Source organism: Bradyrhizobium sp. SZCCHNS30572, from assembly GCF_032484415.1.
In the GTDB taxonomy this organism is placed as follows: Bacteria; Pseudomonadota; Alphaproteobacteria; order Rhizobiales; family Xanthobacteraceae; genus Bradyrhizobium.
This window is the reverse complement of record NZ_JAUESY010000002.1, coordinates 629,559-649,717: the sequence shown is the minus strand read 5'-3', so window position 1 is coordinate 649,717 and position 20,159 is coordinate 629,559. Positions and strand designations below refer to the sequence as shown.

Here is a 20,159-nt window from a genome sequence, read left to right as displayed (position 1 = left end):
TGAATGAATGAGAATTTTGTGGCTAATCGAAAGAGTTTGATCATGCAACATATTTGCAAACAGCCGGCGGCTGCTGCGAAGCGCGCCAGGCAACAACAAGCACATGGGGAGGGACATTTGACGCAAGCGATCAATCTCACGCGCTACGTCGACGATCGGCCGCTGTCGGGCTTCCAGATCAGGGTGATCTGCCTGTGCGCGCTGGTCGTCGGGCTCGACGGCTTCGATGCCCAGGCGCTCGGCTTCGTCGCCCCTGCCCTCAGCAAGGACCTGCATCTGGCGCCGGGCGCGTTGGGGCCCGTGTTCGGTGCGTCCCTGTTCGGCGTGATGATCGGCTCGCTGGTGTTCGGCGCGCTGGCCGACTATCTCGGGCGCAAATGGCTCGTCGTCGCCGGGGTTCTCGTGTTCGCGCTTGGATCGCTGGCGACCACCCAGGCCACCAGCGTATCCGACCTCGTCATCATTCGGTTCCTCACCGGCCTCGGGCTCGGCGGCGTCCTGCCCAACACGATCGCTCTGACCGGCGAATATTCGCCGCAGCGTCGCAGGACCCTGTTGATCATGCTGATGTTCATGACGGTGTCGCTCGGATCGGCGATCGGCGGAGCGGTCGCGGCGAAGCTCATCACCGCCTATGGCTGGCAGATCATCTTTCTCATCGGCGGCATTCTGCCGCTCATCCTCTGTCCGGTTCTCATTATCTGGCTGCCGGAATCGCTCTCGCTGCTGGCTCTCGACCACAACAAGAATGTTCGCGTGCGCGCGCTGCTGAGCCGGATCGATCCGTCGGACCGCCTCCCCGCCGACGCGCGCTTTACGATCATCGAGGAGAGCGGCAAGGGCTTCCTGCTGCCGCAGTTGTTCACCAAGCGGCGCCTGCTCCCGACCCTGCTGCTGTGGGTGATGTTCTTCATGAACATGATGGACATCTATTTCCTCAACAGCTGGCTGCCGACGCTCACACATGGTGTCGGGCTTGACGTCCAGGCGGCGATCGCCGTCGGCATCGCCTTCCAGCTCGGCGGCATGCTTGGCACCGTCGGGCTCGGCCTGCTGATCGAAAAGTTCGGCTTCGATCGCGTCCTGTTCGCGACCTACGTTGCCGGCTTCCTCTCGATCATCACCATCGGTATCGCGGGAGCCTCGTTGCCGATTCTCGTGCCGGCCGTCTTCATTGCCGGCGTCGCGGTGATCGGCGGACAGATCGGCTGCAACGCCTACGCGGCGCGCATCTATCCGACCTACATCCGCGGCACCGGCATCGGCTGGGCACTGGGCATCGGCCGCTTCGGCTCGATCCTCGGCGTCACGATCGGCGGGTTGATGCTCGCAGCGAAATGGGACGTGTCCTCGCTGTTTCAGGCCAGCGCGGTGCCGCAACTGTTCTCGGCACTGGTGATCCTTGGCCTTGCCGTCCTCGGCATGCGCGGCAGTCTTCCGACCGCCGACGGCACGCAGCGGGATGCGCTTTCGACAGCCGAGCGTGCCTAGGTTCAGAGCAGAAGAGAACTGACATGAAGACGATTCAAACCCAGGTGCTCATCGTGGGCGCCGGTCCGGTCGGACTGACCGCCGCCATGGATCTCGCCTCGCGCGGCATCGAGGTCGTGGTCGCGGAGATCAGGCGCGCCGGAGAGCCGCCCAACGTAAAATGCAACCACGTCTCCGCGCGCTCGATGGAGGTGTTCCGCCGCCTTGGCATCGTCCAACAAGTGCGCGAAGGCGGCCTGCCGGCCGACTTTCCCAACGACTGCGCCTATCGCACCACGGTCGTCGGCCGCGAGCTGACGCGCATCCCGATTCCGTCCCGCAAGGACCGCTATACGGCGACCGGTGGACCCGACACCGATTGGCCGACGCCCGAGCCGCCCCATCGCATCAACCAGATCTATCTCGAGCCCATCCTGTTCGCTTGCGCCGAGGCGCAACGCGGCATCACGATCCTGAACCGCGTCGAGGTCGATCGGTTCGACCAGGATGAAAACGGCGTGATCGCGCGGGCACGCGATCTCGACGCCGGCCGAGACATCACCATTTCGGCCGATTATCTGATTGGCTGCGACGGTGGCCGCTCCGCGGTGCGCAAGCTGATCGGCGCGCGGCTCAGCGGCACCGATGTCGTGCAGCGGGTGCAGTCGACCTACATCCATGCCCCCGCGCTGAAGGACCTGATCACCCAGAAGCCGGCCTGGATGACGATGTCGCTCAACCCGCGGCGCTGCGGCACCACCGTCTCCATCGACGGCCGCGACAACTGGCTGATCCACAACCACCTCGCGGCCGAGGAAGTCGAATTCGACAGTGTCGATCGCGATTGGGCGTTGCGCACCATTCTCGGTGTCGACGACCGCTTCGAGTACGAGGTCATCAGCAAGGAGGACTGGATCGGACGCCGCCTGGTGGCGGATCGCTTTCGCGATCGCCGTGCCTTCATCTGTGGCGATGCGGCGCATCTGTGGATTCCCTATGCGGGCTACGGCATGAATGCCGGGATCGCCGATGCGGTCGACCTGTGCTGGATGCTCGCCGGCGTGCTGCACGGCTGGGCTGCCCCTGCCCTGCTGGACGCCTATGAGGCGGAGCGGCAGCCGATCACCGAGCAGGTGTCGCACTTCGCGATGAACCATGCGCTCGCCGTGATGAGCCAGCGACGCAGCGTGCCTGCCGAAGTCGAAATGGACGGCCCCGTGGGCGATGAGGCGCGCCGCAAGGTGGGACAGGCCGCCTACGACCTCAACGTGCAGCAATATTGCTGCTCCGGCCTGAACTTCGGCTACTACTACGACCGGTCACCGGCCATTTCGTACGATGGCGAGACGCCGCCGCCCTACGGCATGGGCCATTTCACCGCGTCGACCGTGCCGGGCGCACGCGCCCCGCATGTGTGGCTCGCCGATGGCCGCTCGCTGCTCGACGCGCTCGGCCCGGCCTATACGCTGGTCCGGTTCGATCCAACCATCAATGCCGAGGCGCTGGTCGAGGCCGCAGCCCGCCAGGGCGTTCCCTTGACGCTCGTCGACGTCGACCGGGCCAAGGGCGGCTACGACTTCGCTGACAGCCTGCTCGTGGTGCGACCGGATTCGCACATCGCCTGGCGCGGCGCGGCCGCACCTCAGGAGCCCGACGACCTGTTGGACCGCCTGCGCGGCCTCACAACCCAGGCTGAGGCCGTGCGCCGTGACAATGCCGTCGTCGCCTGATCCTCGCCACCGCGCCATGACACACCACACCACCGCGCACTACTTCCTCGAGGCGCTCGTCGAGAGCGGCATCGACTACATCTTTGCCAATCTCGGCACCGATCATGTCTCGCTGATCGAGGAACTTGCACGCTGGGACAGCGAAGGTCGACGGCACCCCGAGGTGATCCTGTGCCCCCACGAGGTGGTCGCTGCGCACATGGCGATGGGCTATGCGAGCGCGACCGGCCGCGGTCAGGCCGTGTTCGTCCACGTCGATGCCGGCACGGCGAACGCGTGCATGGCCATTCAGAACGCCTTTCGCTACCGGCTGCCGGTGCTGCTGTTCGCTGGGCGGGCTCCGTTCGCGCTGCATGGCGAGCTGCCGGGAGGACGTGACACCTACGTCCACTTCGTGCAGGAGAGCTTCGATCAGGGCAGCATCGTGCGGCCCTATGTCAAATGGGAATACACCCTGCCGTCGGGCGTCGTCGTCAAGGAGGCGGTGGCCCGCGCTGCCGCGTTCATGCACAGCGATCCGCCCGGCCCGGTCTACATGATGCTGCCGCGAGAAACCCTTGCCGAGACCTGGGACGAACAGGCGATGCCGGCCTACCCGGCCGCGCGCTATGGCAGCGTCAAAGCGGGAGGCATCGAGCCGGAACGCGCGCAGGCGATCGCGGACGCGCTGATGAAGGCGGACAATCCGATCGCGGTGACCGCATATCTCGGACGCAGCGCCGAGGCGGTTTCTGTGCTGGAGCGACTGGCGCTGGTCTGCGGAATCCGGGTCGCCGAGTTCAATCCCATCACGATGAACATCTGCCAGGACTCCCCTTGCTTTGCGGGCGCCGATCCTGCCGCGCTTATTGCTGGCGCCGATCTCGGGCTGCTCATCGACATCGACGTCCCCTTCATTCCGCAGATGCTGAAGGCGGCCGATCGGCTGCGCTGGATCCAGATCGACATCGACGCCCTGAAGGCGGACATCCCGATGTGGGGATTTGCCACCGACCTCCGCATTCAGGGCGATTCGGCCGTCATTCTTCGGCAGGTCCTGGAGCTCGTCGTCGCACGTGCCGACGATACATATTTGAGGAAGGTGCGCGACCGGATCGCGAGCTGGCAGCCAACCCGCAAGGCCGCGCATGCGAGACATACGTCGGCGGCCGCGCAGAAAGGCTCAATCGGCGCGATCAACCCGGCCCATTTGTTCGTGCGGCTGCAGGCGCATCTGTCGGAGCACGACATCGTTGTCAACGAGGCGGTCCGCAACGCGCCGGTCCTGCAGCAGCAGCTTCGCCGCACCAGGCCGATGACCTATGTGGGCCTGGCGGGCGGCGGCCTCGGCTTCAGCGGCGGCATGGCGCTCGGACTCAAGCTCGCCAATCCCTCAGCGCGCGTGGTACAGATCGTCGGCGACGGCGCCTATCATTTCGCCGCGCCGGATTCCGTCTACGCCGTAGCGCAGCAATATCAGCTTCCGATCCTGACCGTGATCCTCGACAACAACGGCTGGCAGGCGGTGAAGGCTTCGGTTCAGCGCGTCTATCCGGACGGCGCGGCACAGCGCACGGACTCCTTCCTCTCTAGGCTCAGCACCGGGCGCCAGGGCGAGCAGCGTCGTCTCGCCGACATCGCCTGCGCATTCGGCGCCCATGGCGAGCGGGTCGACGATCCCGACAAGCTCGATGCGGCGATCGAGCGCTGCCTCGCCGCCCTCGACGGCGGGCGCGCCGCCGTGCTGCACGCCGACATCACGCCCTTGTAGCCCGATGGATAGGCGCAGCGATGCATGACATCCTGCACGAGAGGCAAACGACGTCGCGCGCGGCTCACGCCACGCGGGGCACGCCGTGATAGCGCTCGACCACGATGTCGCGCTTGGTGGCGTCGACGCGCACGGTCATGTCGTAGCGGCCTTCGTTCAGCTCCTTGGCCAGCACCTCGGCGTTGCGATGCAGCCAGGAGATGCCGGCGCCGTCGGCCGCGTCGATGGTGAGATCGAGCGTGGTCCGCGCCGCCGCGAGACGGTCCTCGATCGTCTGCAGGAGCGCGTCGACGCCGTCCCCGGTCTGGGCCGAGACCAGCAGGCATGGCCGCTCCGGCGGCCGACGCCCGGCGATGTTGGCGAGGTTCTCGCGCGCTGCCTGGTCGAGACGGTCGATCTTGTTCCAGACCTCGATGATGGTGTCGGTGGCCTCGGGATCGATGCCGAGCTGGCTGAGCACCAGCTCGACATCGTGCTGCTGCGCCTCGGCATCCTCGTGCGACATGTCGCGGACGTGCAGGATCACGTCGGCCTCCAGCACCTCCTCGAGCGTGGCGCGGAAGGCGGCGACGAGCTGCGTCGGCAGGTTGGAGATGAAGCCCACGGTGTCCGACAGCATCGCCTTGCCGCCATGCGGCAGCGTGATCGCGCGCAAGGTCGGATCAAGCGTCGCGAACAGCATGTCGGCGGCCTGGACGTCGGCGCGCGTCAGGCGATTGAACAGCGTCGACTTGCCGGCATTGGTGTAGCCGACCAGCGCCACGACGCGATACGGCACGCGCTGGCGTCCGGCGCGATGCAGCCGCCGTGTCGCCTGGACCTTCTTCAGCTCGTTCTCGAGCCGCGTGATGCGGTCACCGATCAGGCGGCGGTCGGCCTCGATCTGGGTCTCGCCGGGACCGCCCATGAAGCCGAAGCCGCCGCGCTGGCGTTCGAGATGGGTCCAGGACCGCACCAGACGGCTGCGCTGATAGTTGAGATGCGCGAGCTCGACCTGCAGCGCGCCCTCCTTCGTCTTGGCGCGGCGGCCGAATATCTCCAGGATCAAGCCGGTGCGGTCGAGCACCTTGGTGTTCCAGGCCTTCTCGAGGTTTCGCTGCTGGATCGGCGAGAGCGCGCAATCCATCACCACCAGCTCGACGCCATGGCCGGCGATCACGCCGGCAATCTCTTCGACCTTGCCCTTGCCGAGATAGGTCGCAGGGCGGATTTGCCCGATCGGCGCGAGAATGGCCTCGGCCACCGTCAGGTCGATGGCCCGCGCGAGGCCCGCCGCCTCGTCGATCCGTGCCTCGAAATCACGCATGTCGGATTGGCCTGCTTGCGCGCCATCGTCGCCGCGGCGCGCTCGCAAGTAGGGGCCGACCGCGATGACGAGCCCGGTCCCCTTATTGTCATCCGGCCTCGACAGGCCGATGGTCCCTTCGCGATCGCGGGGTTCCAATCAGGTCACTCTCACGTCAGGTCACACTCACGCAGACGCGTCCTCGCCGCCCTCGAACAACTGGATCGGCGCGCCCGGCATGATGGTGGAGATCGCATGCTTGTAGACGAGCTGCGAGTGACCGTCGCGCCGGAGCAGCAGGCAGAAATTGTCGAACCATGTGACAATCCCCTGCAGTTTCACGCCATTGACCAGGAAGATCGTGAGCGGCGTCTTGGTCTTGCGGACATGGTTGAGAAAGGTGTCTTGTAGGTTTTGTGCGCGGTCGGCCGCCATTGTTGTTATCTCGCAGTCTTGTGCTTTTTCTTATTGAACCTTCGATGACCCGATCGCAGGCCCCGGATTCATCGAGGTGGCCCATGGTCCATTGAGATCCCCCTCGAGGGACCATGGGATGCCGGATTAGAAGACAGGCGAGCATATTAGGCAAGCCGCTTGCAAGGAGGCCGGTTCCAAAAGGACCGGATTCATCCGTAAAATTCCGGAAATGGACGAATTTTCCAATGTAAATTCGTCCAGTCGGCAAGTTTGGCCGAGCGGGAGCCTCAGCCGACGCCGAGCGCCTTCAGCTTGCGATGCAGGGCGGACCGCTCCATGCCCACGAACTCGGCCGTGCGCGAGATGTTGCCGGAGAAGCGGCTGATCTGGGCGATGAGATAGTCGCGCTCGAACACCTCGCGTGCCTCGCGCAACGGCAGTCCCATGATGTGCTCGCCATTGTTGCTGGTCGGCATCGCCGGCACCATCGATCCCACATCCGGCGGCAGCATGTCGGCGGTGATGATCACCTCCGGTCCGCCGGCGGCCAGAATCATGACGCGCTCGACGTTGTTGCGAAGCTGACGGACGTTGCCGGGCCACACGTGCGACTGCAGCACGGCCATGGCGTCCTGGCCGATCTGCCGCTTCGGCAGGCCGGTCGTGGCCGAAATCTGCTCCATGAAATAGTCGATCAGCTCCGGAATGTCCTCGCGGCGCTCCGACAGCGGCGGAACCCGGATCGGAACCACCGACAGACGGTGATAGAGGTCCTCGCGGAAACGCCCGGCGGCAATCTCCTCCTCGAGATTCCGTGCGGTCGAGGAGATGATGCGCACGTCGACGTGCACCTTGGTGGTGCCGCCGGCGCGCTGGAACGTCTGGTCGACCAGCACGCGCAGGATCTTGTTCTGCGTCTCGCGCGGCATGTCGGCGATCTCGTCGACGAACAGCGTGCCGCCGTGGGCCTCTTCGAGCGCGCCGGTCTTGCGCGCCTGCTCGCCATTGGACTGCTCGATGCCGAACAGCTCCTCCTCCATCCGCTCCGGCGTGATCGCGGCGGCGTTGATGACGACGAACGGGCCCTCGGAGCGCGGCGACTGAGCGTGCAGCGAACGCGCGGCGAGCTCCTTGCCCGAGCCGGGAGGGCCGACGATCAGGATGCGGCTGTTGGCCTTGGCGGCGCGCTCGATGGTCTGGCGCAACTGGTTCATCGACGGCGAGCGGCCGGTCATGCTGCTCGCGGTCGGCGCCAGCTGCTTGAGCTCGCGCACCTCGCGCTTGAGCCGGGAATTCTCCAGCGCACGCGTCGCTACCAGAATCAGCCGGTCGGACTTGAACGGCTTCTCGATGAAGTCATAGGCGCCGCGCTTGATCGCGGCGACCGCCGTTTCGATGTTGCCGTGGCCGGAGATCATCACGACCGGAAGGTCGGGATGGTCCTTCTTGATCTGCTCGAGGAGCTGCAGACCGTCGAGCTTGGAGCCCTGCAGCCAGATGTCCAGGAACACCAGGTTGGGACGGCGGCTCGTGATCTCCGCGAGCGCCGAATCGCTGTCGCGCGCGGTTCGCGTCGTGAAGCCTTCGTCATCCAGGATGCCGGCGACCAGCTCCCGGATATCGGCTTCATCGTCGACAATCAGAATATCACTCGCCATGGGTCACGCCTGTCTCGTCAGCTGCCGGTTGCGGCTTGGATTTTTGGTTCATCATTGGTCGTTTGAACCGTGTCAGCGGTTTCGCCGCCAACCTCGGTCTTCTGCGCATTGTCAGACGCCGCCGCCTGCTCCTTCGCGCCCGTCTTCGCGGCCTGGCCGGAGACGGCAAAGCGCAGCCGCATCCAGGCGCCGCGCTGGCCGGGACGGAAATCGGACGCGTCCTTCAGCTCGAGCTTGCCGCCATGGTCTTCCAGCACGCGGCCGACGATCGCGAGCCCGAGGCCGGTGCCCTTGGCGCGGGTCGTGACATAGGGCTCGAGCAGCCGCTGCCGCGCCACCTTCGGCAGGCCGATGCCATTGTCGATGACGTCGATCAGCACGTCCTCGCCCTCGCGCGAGGCGACCACGTCGATACGGCCCTTGCCGAGCTCCGCCTCTGGCACCACCTCGATCGCCTCGGTGGCGTTCTTGATGATGTTGGTCAGCGCCTGCGAGATCAGGCGGCGATCGAACTGCGCGCGCAAGGGGTCCTGCTTGATCTCGGTCTCGATGTCGATCTCGGGATGCGCGACCTTCATCAGGAACACCGCCTGCCGCACGGTGTCGGCGACGTCCTCGCCTTCCATCACCGGCTTCGGCATCCGCGCGAACCGCGAGAACTCGTCGACCATTCGCCTGATGTCGTCGACCTGCCGCACGATCGTCTCGGTACATTGCTCAAATATCGCCTTGTCCTCGGTGATGACCTTGCCGAATTTGCGGCGAATTCGCTCTGCGGACAGTTGAATTGGCGTCAGCGGATTCTTGATCTCATGCGCGATGCGCCGCGCAACGTCGCCCCAGGCCGAGGTGCGCTGCGCCGACACCAGCTCGGTGATGTCGTCGAGCGTGATGATGTAGCTGTCGCGCGCCTGGTTGGTCTGCTCGGCGGTGACGCGCACCGACAGATTGCGCTCGTGGCCGTCGCGCTGGATCGTGATCTGACCCTGCACCAGCCGCTGCTTGCCCTCGCGCGCGGTCTTCATCATATCGTCGAGCTCGGGCAGCACGTCGGAGAGCGGATGATCGAGCACCTCCTGCTCGGCATGTCCGATCAGCTTCTCGGCCGAGCGGTTGAGGATGCCGACGCTGCCAGAGGCATCGACGCCGATGATGCCGGCGGAGGCCGATGACAGCACCGCCTCGATGAAGCGGCGCCGGCTGTCGATCAATTCGCTGGCGCTGACCAGCTCGTCGCGCTGCGTGCGCAGCTCCTGCGTCATCTTGTTGAAGGTCTGGCCGAGCTGGGCGAGATCGCCCTCCGAGCGATGCACCGGGACCTGGACGTTGAGATCGCCGGTCGACACGGTGTTGGCGGCATTCATCAATTGCCGGATCGGCGCCACCAGCCAGTTGGCGAAGTTCAGCCCGATCAGCACCGAGGCCATCAGGATGGTCAGCGCGATCACCGCGAACATCAGCGCGAAGGCGATCTGGATGCCGAATCGCCGCGCCTCAACCTGGGCGTATTCGGCGACCGACAGCTCGGTCTGCTTGAGCTGCTCGACGACCTGCGGATCGAGCGGACGCGCGACGTAGAGGAAGGTGTCGTTGAACGCGCGCAGCCGGATCACCGCGGCGACGTAGTTCGACTCCGGCAGGACCGCGATCTCGGGCTCCTCCTCGCGGACATTGTTGAGGAACTCGGGTGCAGGCGGCGAATAGGCCAGTTGAACCCCGCCGGTCTCGGCCCAGACGATCGGGTTGGTGTTCTTGTCGATGATCATCGCGCCCGGCAGGTTGCGCGAGGCGGCGCTGGTGGTGAGCAGCTCGCGGAAGCTGGCGCGGTCCTGGTCGAACAGCGGCCGCGCGCGTGCGATGTCGGTCGCCATGCCGATGATGTCGCCGCGGATGAACTGCGCGTGCTCCTGCATGTAGGCGCGCGCAATGGTCAGCGAGTTCTGGATCGCGACTTTCGCTGGTCCGGAGAACAGCCGGTCGAGGCCGCGATCGATGGTGACGTTGGCCGCCACGGCGACCAGCACCGCCGGCAGGACCGCGATCACCGAGAACAGGCTGACGATCTGGACGTGCAGCCGCGCCGCCGCCCGGCCGCGCCGGCGGGCCTGCACCACCTGCCAGACCTCGCGGATGATGATCCCGACCAGGACCAGGATCGTTCCGGCGTCGATCAGGTAGAAGGTCTTGACCACGTCGGTCGTGGGCTCGACCGGGGTCAGCCCGACCAGCACGATGAAGGTGAGGAAGGCCGACAGCAGCGCCAGCGCCACCGCCACCGGCGCCAGCCAGGTGCGCCAGGTCCAGCGCCGGCCCTCGGTGGACGACGAATCGAAGGGGGTGGCCGATGTCTCTGCGCTGGTCATTCCGGCAAGGTGGGTGATGCTGAACGCGGCACGTCCGGGAATCGGACTGATGCATTCCTACCACGCTGTTGCCAAATTGCGACAAATCCGCGGCGCCGGAGCGCGTCGCGGATTTGTCTACATTAATTCTCACCTGAGGCGGGTCCGAGCCCGCCGTAAAGGTATCAAATAACCGTCAAGCGCCGCTGCGGTACACTTGAATGTCGAGGTCGCGGATCTTCTTGCGCAGCGTGTTGCGATTGAGGCCGAGCAGATCGGCGGCGCGGATCTGGTTGCCGCGCGTCGCCGCCAGCGCTGCCGTCAGCAGCGGAATCTCGATCTCCTTGAGGATGCGGTGGTACAGCCCCGGCGGCGGCACGCCGTTGGGGAATCCCTGGAAGTGCGAGGACAGATAGGCCTCCACGGCACCGCCGAGATTGTCGATCGAGGTCGGCGTGTTCGAGCCGGTGGTCACCGCCGGCGGCGCCAGCTCGCCGTCGATCACCGAGGCCGTGATGACGTCCTGCGGATACAGCGCGGCCAAACGCCGGGCGAGATTCTCCAGCTCGCGGACATTGCCCGGCCAGCGGTGCTGCTTCAGCCGCTCCAGCGCCGCGGCATCGAGCTTCTTCGGCGGCAGGCCGTCCTTCTCGGCCAGCGCGAAGAAATGCCGGACGAGATCCGGCAGGTCCTCGATGCGCTCGCGCAGCGGCGGCAGCCGCAGGGGCACGACGTTGAGGCGGAAGAACAGATCTTCCCGGAAAAGCCCCTGCTGGATCAGGATGCGCAGGTCCTTGTTGGAGGCGGCGACGATGCGCACGTCGGTCTTGATCGGGGTGCGGCCGCCGACGGTGGTGTACTCGCCCTGCTGCAGCACGCGCAAAAGCCGCGTCTGCGCCTCCATCGGCATGTCGCCGATCTCGTCCAGGAACAAGGTGCCGCCCTCGGCCTGCTCGAAGCGGCCGGAGGCGCGGGTGTTGGCACCGGTGAAGGCGCCGCGCTCGTGCCCGAACAATTCCGACTCGATCAGGTCGCGCGGGATCGCCGCCATGTTGACCGCGACGAACGGCCCGTTGCGGCGCTTGCCGTAATCGTGCAGCGCGCGCGCCACCAGCTCCTTGCCGGTGCCGCTCTCGCCCGAGATCATCACCGTGAGATCGGTCTGCATCAGCCGCGCCAGCACGCGGTAGATGTCCTGCATCGCCGGCGAGCGGCCGACCAGCGGGATCGATTCGAACTCGCCGTCGTCGGGCTGGCTCGCCGCACGCTCCTTCGGCTCGGCCAAGGCACGGCCGACGATCGCGATCAGCTCCTTCAGGTCGAACGGCTTCGGCAGATACTCATAGGCGCCGCGCTCCGACGCCTTGATGGCGGTCATGAAGGTGTTCTGCGCGCTCATGACGATGACCGGCAGGTTCGGCCGCATCTTCTTGATCCGCGGCAGCAGGTCGAACGCGTTCTCGTCCGGCATCACCACGTCGGTGATGACGAGATCGCCCTCGCCCTGGCTCACCCAGCGCCACAGCGTCGCGGCATTGCCGGTCAGCCGCACCTCATAGCCGGCGCGTGACAGCGCCTGGTTCAGGACCGTGCGGATGGCCGTATCGTCGTCGGCAACGAGAATGCTACCTGCAGGCATAGGTGGTCCTCAATTTGATCCCTGTGAGGCATGCAACGGCGTCCCCGAAACGTCATCGCCATGGCTGTGATTTGGGCTTTGATCTGGTTGTTTGGTTGCGCTGTACATCGGCATCAGCACCCGGAAGGTCGTCTTGCGCGGCTGCGACTCGCACTCGATGATCCCGCCATGGTCGCCGACGATCTTCGCGACCAATGCAAGTCCGAGGCCGCTTCCGGTCGGCTTGGTGGTCACGAACGGATCGAACAGATTGGGCATCAGGTCTTCAGGCACGCCGGGGCCGTTGTCCCTGACGCAGAACTCCAGCGGCAGCGACACCCGCGACTTCTTGCCGGGCACCGACAGGCGCACCCCCGGGCGGAACGCCGTGGTGAGCTGGATCTCCGCATCCGAGCCGAGATCGACGACCGCTTCCGCGGCATTCTTGACCAGGTTCAGGAACACCTGGATCAGTTGATCCTGGTTGGCGAGCACCGGCGGCAGCGACGGATCGTAGTCCTCGACGAAGCGGATGTTGCGGGCAAAGCCCGACTGCGCCAGCCGCTTCACGTGATCGAGCACGGAATGGATGTTCACGGGCCCGCGCGCCACCGGGCGGTCGTCGCCGAACACCTCCATGCGGTCGACCAAAGTGACGATGCGGTCGGCCTCGTCGCAGATCAGCCGGGTCAGCATGCGGTCCTCGGAGGAGGCCTGCTGCTCCAGGAGCTGCGCAGCGCCGCGGATGCCCGACAGCGGGTTCTTGATCTCGTGCGCGAGCATCGCGGCCAGTGCGATCACCGAGCGCGCGGCGCTGCGATGGGTGAGCTGGCGGTCCATCTTGTCGGCGATGGTGCGCTCCTGCAGCATGACCACGATATGGCCGGGCCGCTCCGGCAGCGGCGCGACGTGCAGGTCGACGAGCCGATCGGCGCCGGTGCGCGGCGTGCCCAGATCGACCTTGTACTCGTTGACCGGCGCGCTGGTGGTGCGGACCTGATCGATCAGCGCCAGCAGCGGAGAGCCGAACGGCACCAGCTTCTTCAGCGACTGCCGCTGCAGAAACTGGGTGGAGGAATCGAAGAACGATTCCGCCGCCATGTTGGCGTCCATGATCATGCCGTCCGGGCCGATGACGAGGACCGGATTCGGCAGGGCGTTGAGGATGGCGTCGCCATCCGATGGAAGTCGCTTGCGCTGTTCTGCGGCTGAGCTCATGCGGCTGCACTCCAGGCAAAATCGTCGAAGGCCTCACGCAGCGCCCGATGCACCAAGGACGGCTGCTCGGACGTCAGGATACGGTCGCGCCAGGCCTTCAGTTTTTCGGCCGGCGCTTGCGCGTGCTGGGCGGCGACGTCGAGCCCCCAACTGAGATGCTTGCGGGCGTGGCGCAGGCCGACACGCGCGCCATAGTGACGGCAGATCTCGTCATAGAGCGCGGTGAGAAGACCGAGCTGCTGCGCCAGCTCCGGCGCGCCCTCTTCCGCACCGCCCTCGAGTCGGCGGCCGATCTGGCCGGGCAGCCAGGGCTGGCCTTGCGCGCCGCGCCCGATCATCACGGCATCGGCGCCGGAGGCGTCGAGCGCCTCGCGCGCGTCCTCATAGCTGGTGATGTCGCCGTTGACGACGACCGGCAGATCGACGGCGTCCTTCACGGCGCGCACCGCGCTCCAGTCGGCTTCGCCCTTGTAGAACTGCTGCCGCGTACGGCCGTGCACGGTGATCAACTGCACGCCCGCGGCCTGCGCGCGGCGCGCCAGCTCCGGCGCATTCAGGCTGCGCTCGTCCCAGCCGAGCCGCATCTTCAGGGTCACGGGCACATCGACGGCCTCGACCGTCGCCTCGATCAGGGTCAGCGCATGATCGAGATCGCGCATCAGGGCCGAGCCGGACTGGCCGCCGGTCACGTGCCGCGCCGGGCAACCCATGTTGATGTCGATGATCTCGGCGCCGCCATCCTCGGCGACCTTCGCGCCCTCGGCCATCCAATGCGCCTCGCAGCCGGCGAGCTGCACCACATGCGGCCCGACGCCGCTCGCCTCGCAGCGCAACCGGGATATCCACCGCCCGCGCACGAGATCGTCGCTCGCAGTCATCTCGGACACCACCAGCCCGGCGCCGAGCTCGGCCGCGAGTCGGCGGAACGGCGCGTCGGTGATCCCCGACATCGGCGCGAGAATGGCCCGGTTGGCGAGCGAAACGTCGCCTATCTTCAAGGCTTTGGCTTGTGTATTGGCCGGACCGGTCACGAACGACTCTTAAAGCTCTTTGGACGCATCATCGCGTCTGCGCTGCACTCTCAAGCACAAATCTTGTGCAGTCAAGCGTCATGCCTACACTTTAGCCAAGACGATCGGCATTTCAAGTGCAGTGCAGCAAAATATGCTTGTTCGGCAGTCATGGTAAACCCGTGAGCCGCCGGATTTTTGCATGGCTCGGCAAGGTGCTCGCAGGCGGCAGGTGCGAGCGCCCCCCTCAACGCGCCAGCGGATCCCGGCGCTTGTGTCGCGATCGCAGGTGCCGTTCATGCGACGTGTGATCCTGCTCGCTTAACATCTTCTGCAGATGTAAGAAGCCGCGAACCCCATCATCCTCATCAGCATCGATACCCTGTTCCCATGACGACTTCTCAGCGGACTGCAGCCATTCTCGTCGCGGCCGGACGTGGCCTGCGCGCCGGCGCCGGCGGTCCGAAGCAATATCGCATGATCGGCGGCCGCACGGTCATCCATCGCGCGCTCGCCGCCTTCGCCGATCACCCCGAGGTGGCGGTGGTCCAGCCGGTGGTGAACCCCGACGACATCGACATCTTCAACGCAGCCGTCTTCGGCCTGCGCCACGAGGCCCCAGCGCATGGCGGTGCGACGCGACAGGCCTCGGTGCTCGCGGGCCTGGAAGCGCTGGCGCCGCACAAGCCCGACATCGTGCTGATCCACGATGCCGCGCGTCCGTTCGTCACGCCCGCCGTGATCTCGCGCGCGATTCGAGCGGCCGGCAAGACCGGCGCGGCGATTCCCGTGGTGCCGGTCACCGACACCATCAAGGAAGTCGGCACGGGCGGCGACATCACCGCGACACCGGAGCGCGCGAAGCTGCGCATCGCCCAGACGCCGCAGACCTTCAAGTTCGACACGATCCTGGAGGCACACCGCCGCGCCGCGCGCGACGGCCTCACCGAGTTCACAGATGATGCGGCGATCGCCGAATGGGCGGGATTGACCGTCGCGACCTTTGAGGGCGATGTTGCCAACATGAAGCTCACCACACCGGAAGATTTCGTGCGCGAGGAAGCGCGCCTTGCCGCGCAGCTCGGCGACATCCGGACCGGCACCGGCTACGACGTCCACGCCTTCGGCGAAGGCGACCATGTCTGGCTGTGCGGCCTGCGTGTGCCGCATAGCAAGGGGTTCCTTGCCCACTCCGACGGTGACGTCGGTCTGCACGCTCTGGTTGATGCAATTTTGGGCGCCCTGGCCGATGGCGACATCGGCTCGCACTTCCCGCCCTCCGACATGAAGTGGAAAGGCGCCGCATCCGACCAGTTCTTGAAATACGCCATCGAGCGCGTGACCGCGCGCGGCGGCCGCGTCGCCAATCTCGAGGTCACGATGATCTGCGAGCGCCCGAAGATCGGCCCGCTGCGCGACCAGATGCGCGCCCGCATCGCCGAGATCACCGGCGTCGACATCTCGCGCATCGCGGTCAAGGCCACCACCAGCGAGCGGCTCGGCTTCACCGGCCGCGAGGAAGGCATCGCAGCGACGGCGAGCGCAACGATCCGTCTTCCGTGGAGCGCCTAGAGGCGCACCACCCTGTCACCGCTCATGGAGCTTTCGATCTGACGGTCGGATGAGGACAACGCAGCCATGGCCAGCGAACGTCAAATCGGCTCTACCAGCGCGCTGGCCCGCTCGCTGCTCGACCTCTGCCGGTCGCGCAAGCTGATGATCGCGACCGCCGAGTCCTGCACCGGCGGCCTGGTCGCCGCGGCCCTGACCGACATCCCCGGCTCCTCCGACGTCATCGACCGCGGCTTCGTCACCTATTCGAACGAGGCCAAGCGCGCCATGCTCGGCGTCGAGGCTTCGACGCTGCAGACCTTCGGCGCCGTCTCCAAGGAGACCGCGATCCAGATGGCCGTCGGCGCCCTGGAGCGCGCCGACGTCGACCTCGCCGTCGCCATCACCGGCATCGCCGGCCCCGGCGGCGCCACCCCCGGCAAGCCGGTCGGCCTGGTCCATTTCGCCGTCGCCGCCCGCGACGGCCGCATCACCCACCGCGAACACCGCTTCGGCGCCATCGGCCGCAGCACCGTGCGCACGCGCTCGGTGCTGGAAGCCCTGCGCCTGCTGATGGAGCTGGCGCGGCCACAGGTCGCTGCCAAGCCGAAACGCGCGGCGGCGACGCGACTACGTCCGCGCGTGGCCCGCACGCCGCGGCTGCATCCGGTCAAGCGGCCGAGGCGGCCCCGGACGTAGTTGGAAGTGACGCGCGCGGCTCTCGCCGCATCGTCATCGCGGGCGCAGCGACGCGATCCAGTTTTACCGACCTGCATCGTCGAGCTGGTGCTCCTGACGGATCGATCGCGAACCGAACCGCGGCTGGAATTGCGCTTCATCGGCGCGGTCGAGGTCAGGATCGGACACCTGGACCGCATGGACGGTTTCCGTCTGGACGTCAGGGACATCGGTCATTGGCAGCAGGAGAGAATACGCTTCGAGGTGGTCGATGACGAATCGCAGTTGCTATCTCTGCAATGTGCCGATTTTGAATTCCTCCTGATCGGTTACGCTGAAGGCACGATCAATTGAGCATCGAAAGTGCGCCTCGCAATGATGATAAACGGAGAGTTGCCGCACGATCTCGAAAGCGTGATTTAACAATGTTGTCATGAATCAAGCTTGGGCTGGCGTTGAACCGTCAAGGACATCGCGACGACGGACGCGAAGCGCTCCTGACAGCATGACAAGCTCGCTAGACCATCGCGCACCGCGAACTTGATCGACGCACCCCTCGCGAGAGCGCGCCGAGCTACATGTCAGGAGGAGATCATATTGCTAGACCGCACATTCGCTGCCCTCTCGTTCGTCCTCCTGCTCCTGACCTCCTCCGCCCAAGCCGCTGGCTTGCAGCTCTTGGAGGTCGATCACGGATTCCACGGCATCATCTGGACGCCTTGCGCCGCAGACGCCGGTAGCGTCCCGGTTGGAAGCCTCGCGATCCCAGGGCTGGAGACACTGCCCGGGGTAAAGAATTGTCCAATCAACGGCACGAAGCTGCCATTGGTCGTCATGTCCCACGGTCGCGGCGGCTGGATCGGTGGAAACCACGATGTTGCGGAGGCGCTGGCGGACGCGGGATTCATCGTCGCGGCGATCAACCATCCCGGCGACAGTGTCGGTGACCTGGCGCAGCGCGACAGCCTGTCGGTCTGGCTCTCACGGCCGCAGGACATCATGCATCTGATCGATTTCATGTTGAACGATTGGACAAGCAGAGCCGCGATTGATCCGGACCGGATCGGCTTCTTCGGCTTTTCGCGCGGTGGCTACACCGGAACCGTTCTCGCCGGCGTCGACCCGGACTTTCAAAGGGTGGCGCACTACTGCACGCAACAGAACCCGTTCTGCGAGCAGGTCCGCAATGGCGAGTTTCCCAGAAGTTGGCCGCACGACGAGAGGATCAAGGCGGCCGTGCTGGCCGACGCCGCCCACACGGTCGGATTCACGCGAGCAAATCTCGCGAGCATCAAGATTCCCCTCCAGGTCTGGCGCTCGGAGCTCGGCGGCAACGGGGTCGATCCGGAAGGGACCGCCCGCGTAACCGCGAGCCTTCCCGGCACGCCCGAGGTCCACACCGTGTCCGCCGCGCATTTTGCTTTCCTCGCGCCGTGCTCCGCGGAGCTCGCGGCCGCCGTCCCGCGCATCTGTGCTGATACGCCTGCGGATTTCGACCGCGCGGCGTTTCACCGAGAGTTTGACGCCCAGGTCGTCAGGTTCATCTCCGAGAAGCTGGGCAAGTAGGATCCGTGGCAGAACCTGCGTTCCGCCGCGTCGCTCTCAAGCGCGCCAGAACGGGCGCCGGCACAGCCGCCGCGCCTCGTCGCGTGTCAGGCCGTAGTCCTGCAGCACCTCGTCGGCGATCCGCGGCAACTCCCGGGCAAAGCGGCGGCGCTCGCGCCAGCGCTCCCACCAGAGCCGCAACAATGACGCGGGCTTGAGGTCGGCGAAGCTTTGATGGGGAGCCGGTGGCGCCAAGTAGTAGATCTTGGCGCCCGGCCTGGGCGAGATGGGATGGCGCGACAAGGGATCACGACCGAGCGCGCAGAGCCCCGGCGATCGCGAGGCGCCGCGGAGCATACGCTCCTCGATGGCGATGACCCTCGGATCGTCGGTCGTGCTCGGCATGGCGGGCTCCCCTTCAAATGAAGAACCTGCCGGCAACAAAAAAGCCGCCAGGTCCCTGGCGGCTGTTCGGATCAAATGCTGCAAATCGTCAGATTGAGCGCGATCCTCCCGCCGCCAGCGAGCTACGGTGCGTGATGCGACCAAAACGATGGGTGGCGGCGGTGATCATGGCCGGCTCTATAGCCGATCCATCTGAGGTTGTCATCCATCGAATGGATGCGAGGCCGAGCGGCCTCCCCAAATTTGCTCAGGACGGAAAAGCACCGACGGTCCGCGCAAGTTGCCGCGCCAACGGTCCAGGCAGAGCCTCATCGAAAATCCGGCTCAGCGTGCGGTAATACCAGATCGTGCCATCCCTTCCACCGGTGAAGCGTTGCCACACGACGTCGCCGACCTCATCAAGGTCGCTCGCGATCGCTTCCGCGTTGTCAACCTTGTCGGCGAGCGAGACCAGCAGCGATGACACCGGCTTGAGCGGCAGCCGGGCGAGATAGGCTTCCTTCCGCGGGCGCCATTCGGGCTTCGGATCGACCCAGGAATCCGTGCAGTCCGCGACGATCCCGGCGACGCCATCGCCAAAACGCCGGCGGATCTCATCCAGCGTGGCCTGCCCGCCCTGGTCCTCGGCGGCGTCATGCAACAGGCCCGCGATGGCCTGCACCTCGCTGCCGCCCGCCGACAGCACGCGGCTGGAGACGCTCAGCAGATGCGCGATGTAGGGTACGTTGCTGCCCTTTCTCAATTGGGTCCGGTGCAGCCTTGTCGCATAGACGAGCGCTTCGTCGTAGAGATGAGAGAGTGACATTGCATGCTTTCTTCTCTGGCTGACGCAGGGTCAGACCGATGGTTCGTCGTTGGTCATTATCGACGTTGTTCCAATCATTGGGCACCAGGTCGAGCATCATCCTAGCCGACCCGTCGGGCAAATCAGCTGGCGTGCGGAATAGCGGAGAGCCCGTTTCCGGTGCCTTGCTGCGATCGAAGCGCATCGCGAGGGCGTGCGCCAAGACACTGATTTCCTCAATCCGTTCAATGTCCGACTCACTGTCCAGTCCTACCGACGAAAATATTGTCGTTTCTATTTTTCAGAATTCATGTTTCTCTCCCCTCATCCCGCCTCGACACGAGGGGCGTATCGCGATCGTCACGACACGCGAGGTGGGAAGGCGATGGCCGCCGAGGGGCCGCAGCGCGTCTTGGACGTGCGGACGAACGGCTCTTGGCGGACGTGAAGTCGCAGCGTCCTGACGCCCCGAAGCTGGTGTCACGCCGGTGATGATCCGCCGGTCACGGGGGCAAGACAGCCGGTCCCCGGGGAGACTGCGTATAAGCGTGAAGACCGTCGCGCGGGGAATGCCGGGATGTCTCGGCTGCACCTGTGGTACCTGCCGCCTGCATTTTTCTCCGCAGGCGGGCCATGGGGGCGGCGAGCTCCCGGCATTCCCTGCGCCCTCGTGATCTGAGAGGGCCGATCGAGATGCA

At 65.8% G+C, this 20,159-nt stretch carries 16 protein-coding genes; 7 read left to right on the top strand and 9 right to left on the bottom strand.

All coding sequences use genetic code 11. The annotated features are described in order from the left end of the window. Nucleotides 1-117: 117 nt before the first annotated feature. From QX048_RS07975 to QX048_RS07965, 3 genes are read left to right on the top strand one after another with little or no spacing between them, the layout of a single operon-like run. Complete coding sequence (locus QX048_RS07975; RefSeq protein ID WP_315827598.1) at nt 118-1,491, top strand: MFS transporter; 1,374 nt, start codon at nt 118-120, stop codon at nt 1,489-1,491. 23 nt (nt 1,492-1,514) lie between these two features. After that, nucleotides 1,515-3,200, top strand: a complete 1,686-nt coding sequence (locus tag QX048_RS07970; RefSeq protein ID WP_316159505.1) for an FAD-dependent oxidoreductase — start codon at nt 1,515-1,517, stop codon at nt 3,198-3,200. A 16-nt stretch (nt 3,201-3,216) separates the two neighbouring features. Beyond that, nucleotides 3,217-4,950 carry a thiamine pyrophosphate-requiring protein gene (locus QX048_RS07965; protein ID WP_315827596.1) on the top strand — a complete coding sequence of 578 codons (1,734 nt, stop codon included), beginning with the start codon at nt 3,217-3,219 and terminating at the stop codon, nt 4,948-4,950. A 64-nt stretch (nt 4,951-5,014) separates the two neighbouring features. Here QX048_RS07965 and hflX read toward each other — a convergent pair whose 3' ends face one another. The 7 genes from hflX to dusB form a co-directional block, all read right to left on the bottom strand. Next, the gene (gene hflX / locus QX048_RS07960) at nt 5,015-6,394 is read right to left on the bottom strand and encodes a GTPase HflX (protein WP_315827595.1); all 1,380 of its coding nucleotides are present in this window, start codon (nt 6,392-6,394) and stop codon (nt 5,015-5,017) included. Between the two features lie 27 nt (nt 6,395-6,421). Continuing rightward, on the bottom strand, nt 6,422-6,670 hold the full coding sequence (gene hfq, locus QX048_RS07955; RefSeq protein ID WP_006613906.1) for an RNA chaperone Hfq: 249 nt from the start codon (nt 6,668-6,670) through the stop codon (nt 6,422-6,424). 269 nt (nt 6,671-6,939) lie between these two features. Further along, nucleotides 6,940-8,310 (bottom strand): sigma-54 dependent transcriptional regulator, encoded by a 1,371-nt coding sequence (locus QX048_RS07950; RefSeq protein ID WP_315711893.1) that lies wholly within the window; start codon nt 8,308-8,310, stop codon nt 6,940-6,942. A 17-nt stretch (nt 8,311-8,327) separates the two neighbouring features. Next, nucleotides 8,328-10,673, bottom strand: a complete 2,346-nt coding sequence (locus tag QX048_RS07945; RefSeq protein ID WP_315751121.1) for a PAS domain-containing sensor histidine kinase — start codon at nt 10,671-10,673, stop codon at nt 8,328-8,330. Nucleotides 10,674-10,848: 175 nt separating this feature from the next. After that, nucleotides 10,849-12,291, bottom strand: a complete 1,443-nt coding sequence (gene ntrC, locus QX048_RS07940; protein WP_315711890.1) for a nitrogen regulation protein NR(I) — start codon at nt 12,289-12,291, stop codon at nt 10,849-10,851. Between the two features lie 9 nt (nt 12,292-12,300). After that, a complete protein-coding gene (locus QX048_RS07935; protein WP_315751120.1) occupies nt 12,301-13,488 on the bottom strand; it encodes a nitrogen regulation protein NR(II) in 1,188 nt (395 codons plus the stop codon). After that, a complete protein-coding gene (gene dusB / locus QX048_RS07930) occupies nt 13,485-14,438 on the bottom strand; it encodes a tRNA dihydrouridine synthase DusB (RefSeq protein ID WP_315712620.1) in 954 nt (317 codons plus the stop codon). Before dusB ends, QX048_RS07935 begins: the two co-directional genes overlap by 4 nt. Nucleotides 14,439-14,888: 450 nt before the next feature. On the opposite strand from dusB, the gene QX048_RS07925 reads away from it, so the two are divergent. From QX048_RS07925 to QX048_RS07910, 4 genes are all read left to right on the top strand, one after another. Further along, entirely contained in the window at nt 14,889-16,070 is a 1,182-nt protein-coding gene (locus tag QX048_RS07925; RefSeq protein WP_315827594.1) for a bifunctional 2-C-methyl-D-erythritol 4-phosphate cytidylyltransferase/2-C-methyl-D-erythritol 2,4-cyclodiphosphate synthase, read from the top strand. A gap of 66 nt (nt 16,071-16,136) precedes the next feature. Next, complete coding sequence (locus tag QX048_RS07920) at nt 16,137-16,748, top strand: CinA family protein (protein ID WP_315711887.1); 612 nt, start codon at nt 16,137-16,139, stop codon at nt 16,746-16,748. Then, nucleotides 16,749-17,081 (top strand): hypothetical protein, encoded by a 333-nt coding sequence (locus QX048_RS07915; protein ID WP_315827593.1) that lies wholly within the window; start codon nt 16,749-16,751, stop codon nt 17,079-17,081. A 324-nt stretch (nt 17,082-17,405) separates the two neighbouring features. After that, on the top strand, nt 17,406-18,293 hold the full coding sequence (locus QX048_RS07910) for an alpha/beta hydrolase family protein (RefSeq protein ID WP_316241293.1): 888 nt from the start codon (nt 17,406-17,408) through the stop codon (nt 18,291-18,293). A gap of 36 nt (nt 18,294-18,329) precedes the next feature. Here the strand turns inward: QX048_RS07910 and QX048_RS07905 are convergent, their stop codons facing one another. Both QX048_RS07905 and QX048_RS07900 read right to left on the bottom strand, forming a co-directional pair. Then, nucleotides 18,330-18,677 carry a DUF1127 domain-containing protein gene (locus tag QX048_RS07905; protein ID WP_315827591.1) on the bottom strand — a complete coding sequence of 116 codons (348 nt, stop codon included), beginning with the start codon at nt 18,675-18,677 and terminating at the stop codon, nt 18,330-18,332. 247 nt (nt 18,678-18,924) lie between these two features. Beyond that, on the bottom strand, nt 18,925-19,482 hold the full coding sequence (locus QX048_RS07900) for an HD domain-containing protein (RefSeq protein ID WP_315751115.1): 558 nt from the start codon (nt 19,480-19,482) through the stop codon (nt 18,925-18,927). Between the last annotated feature and the right edge of the window lie 677 nt (nt 19,483-20,159).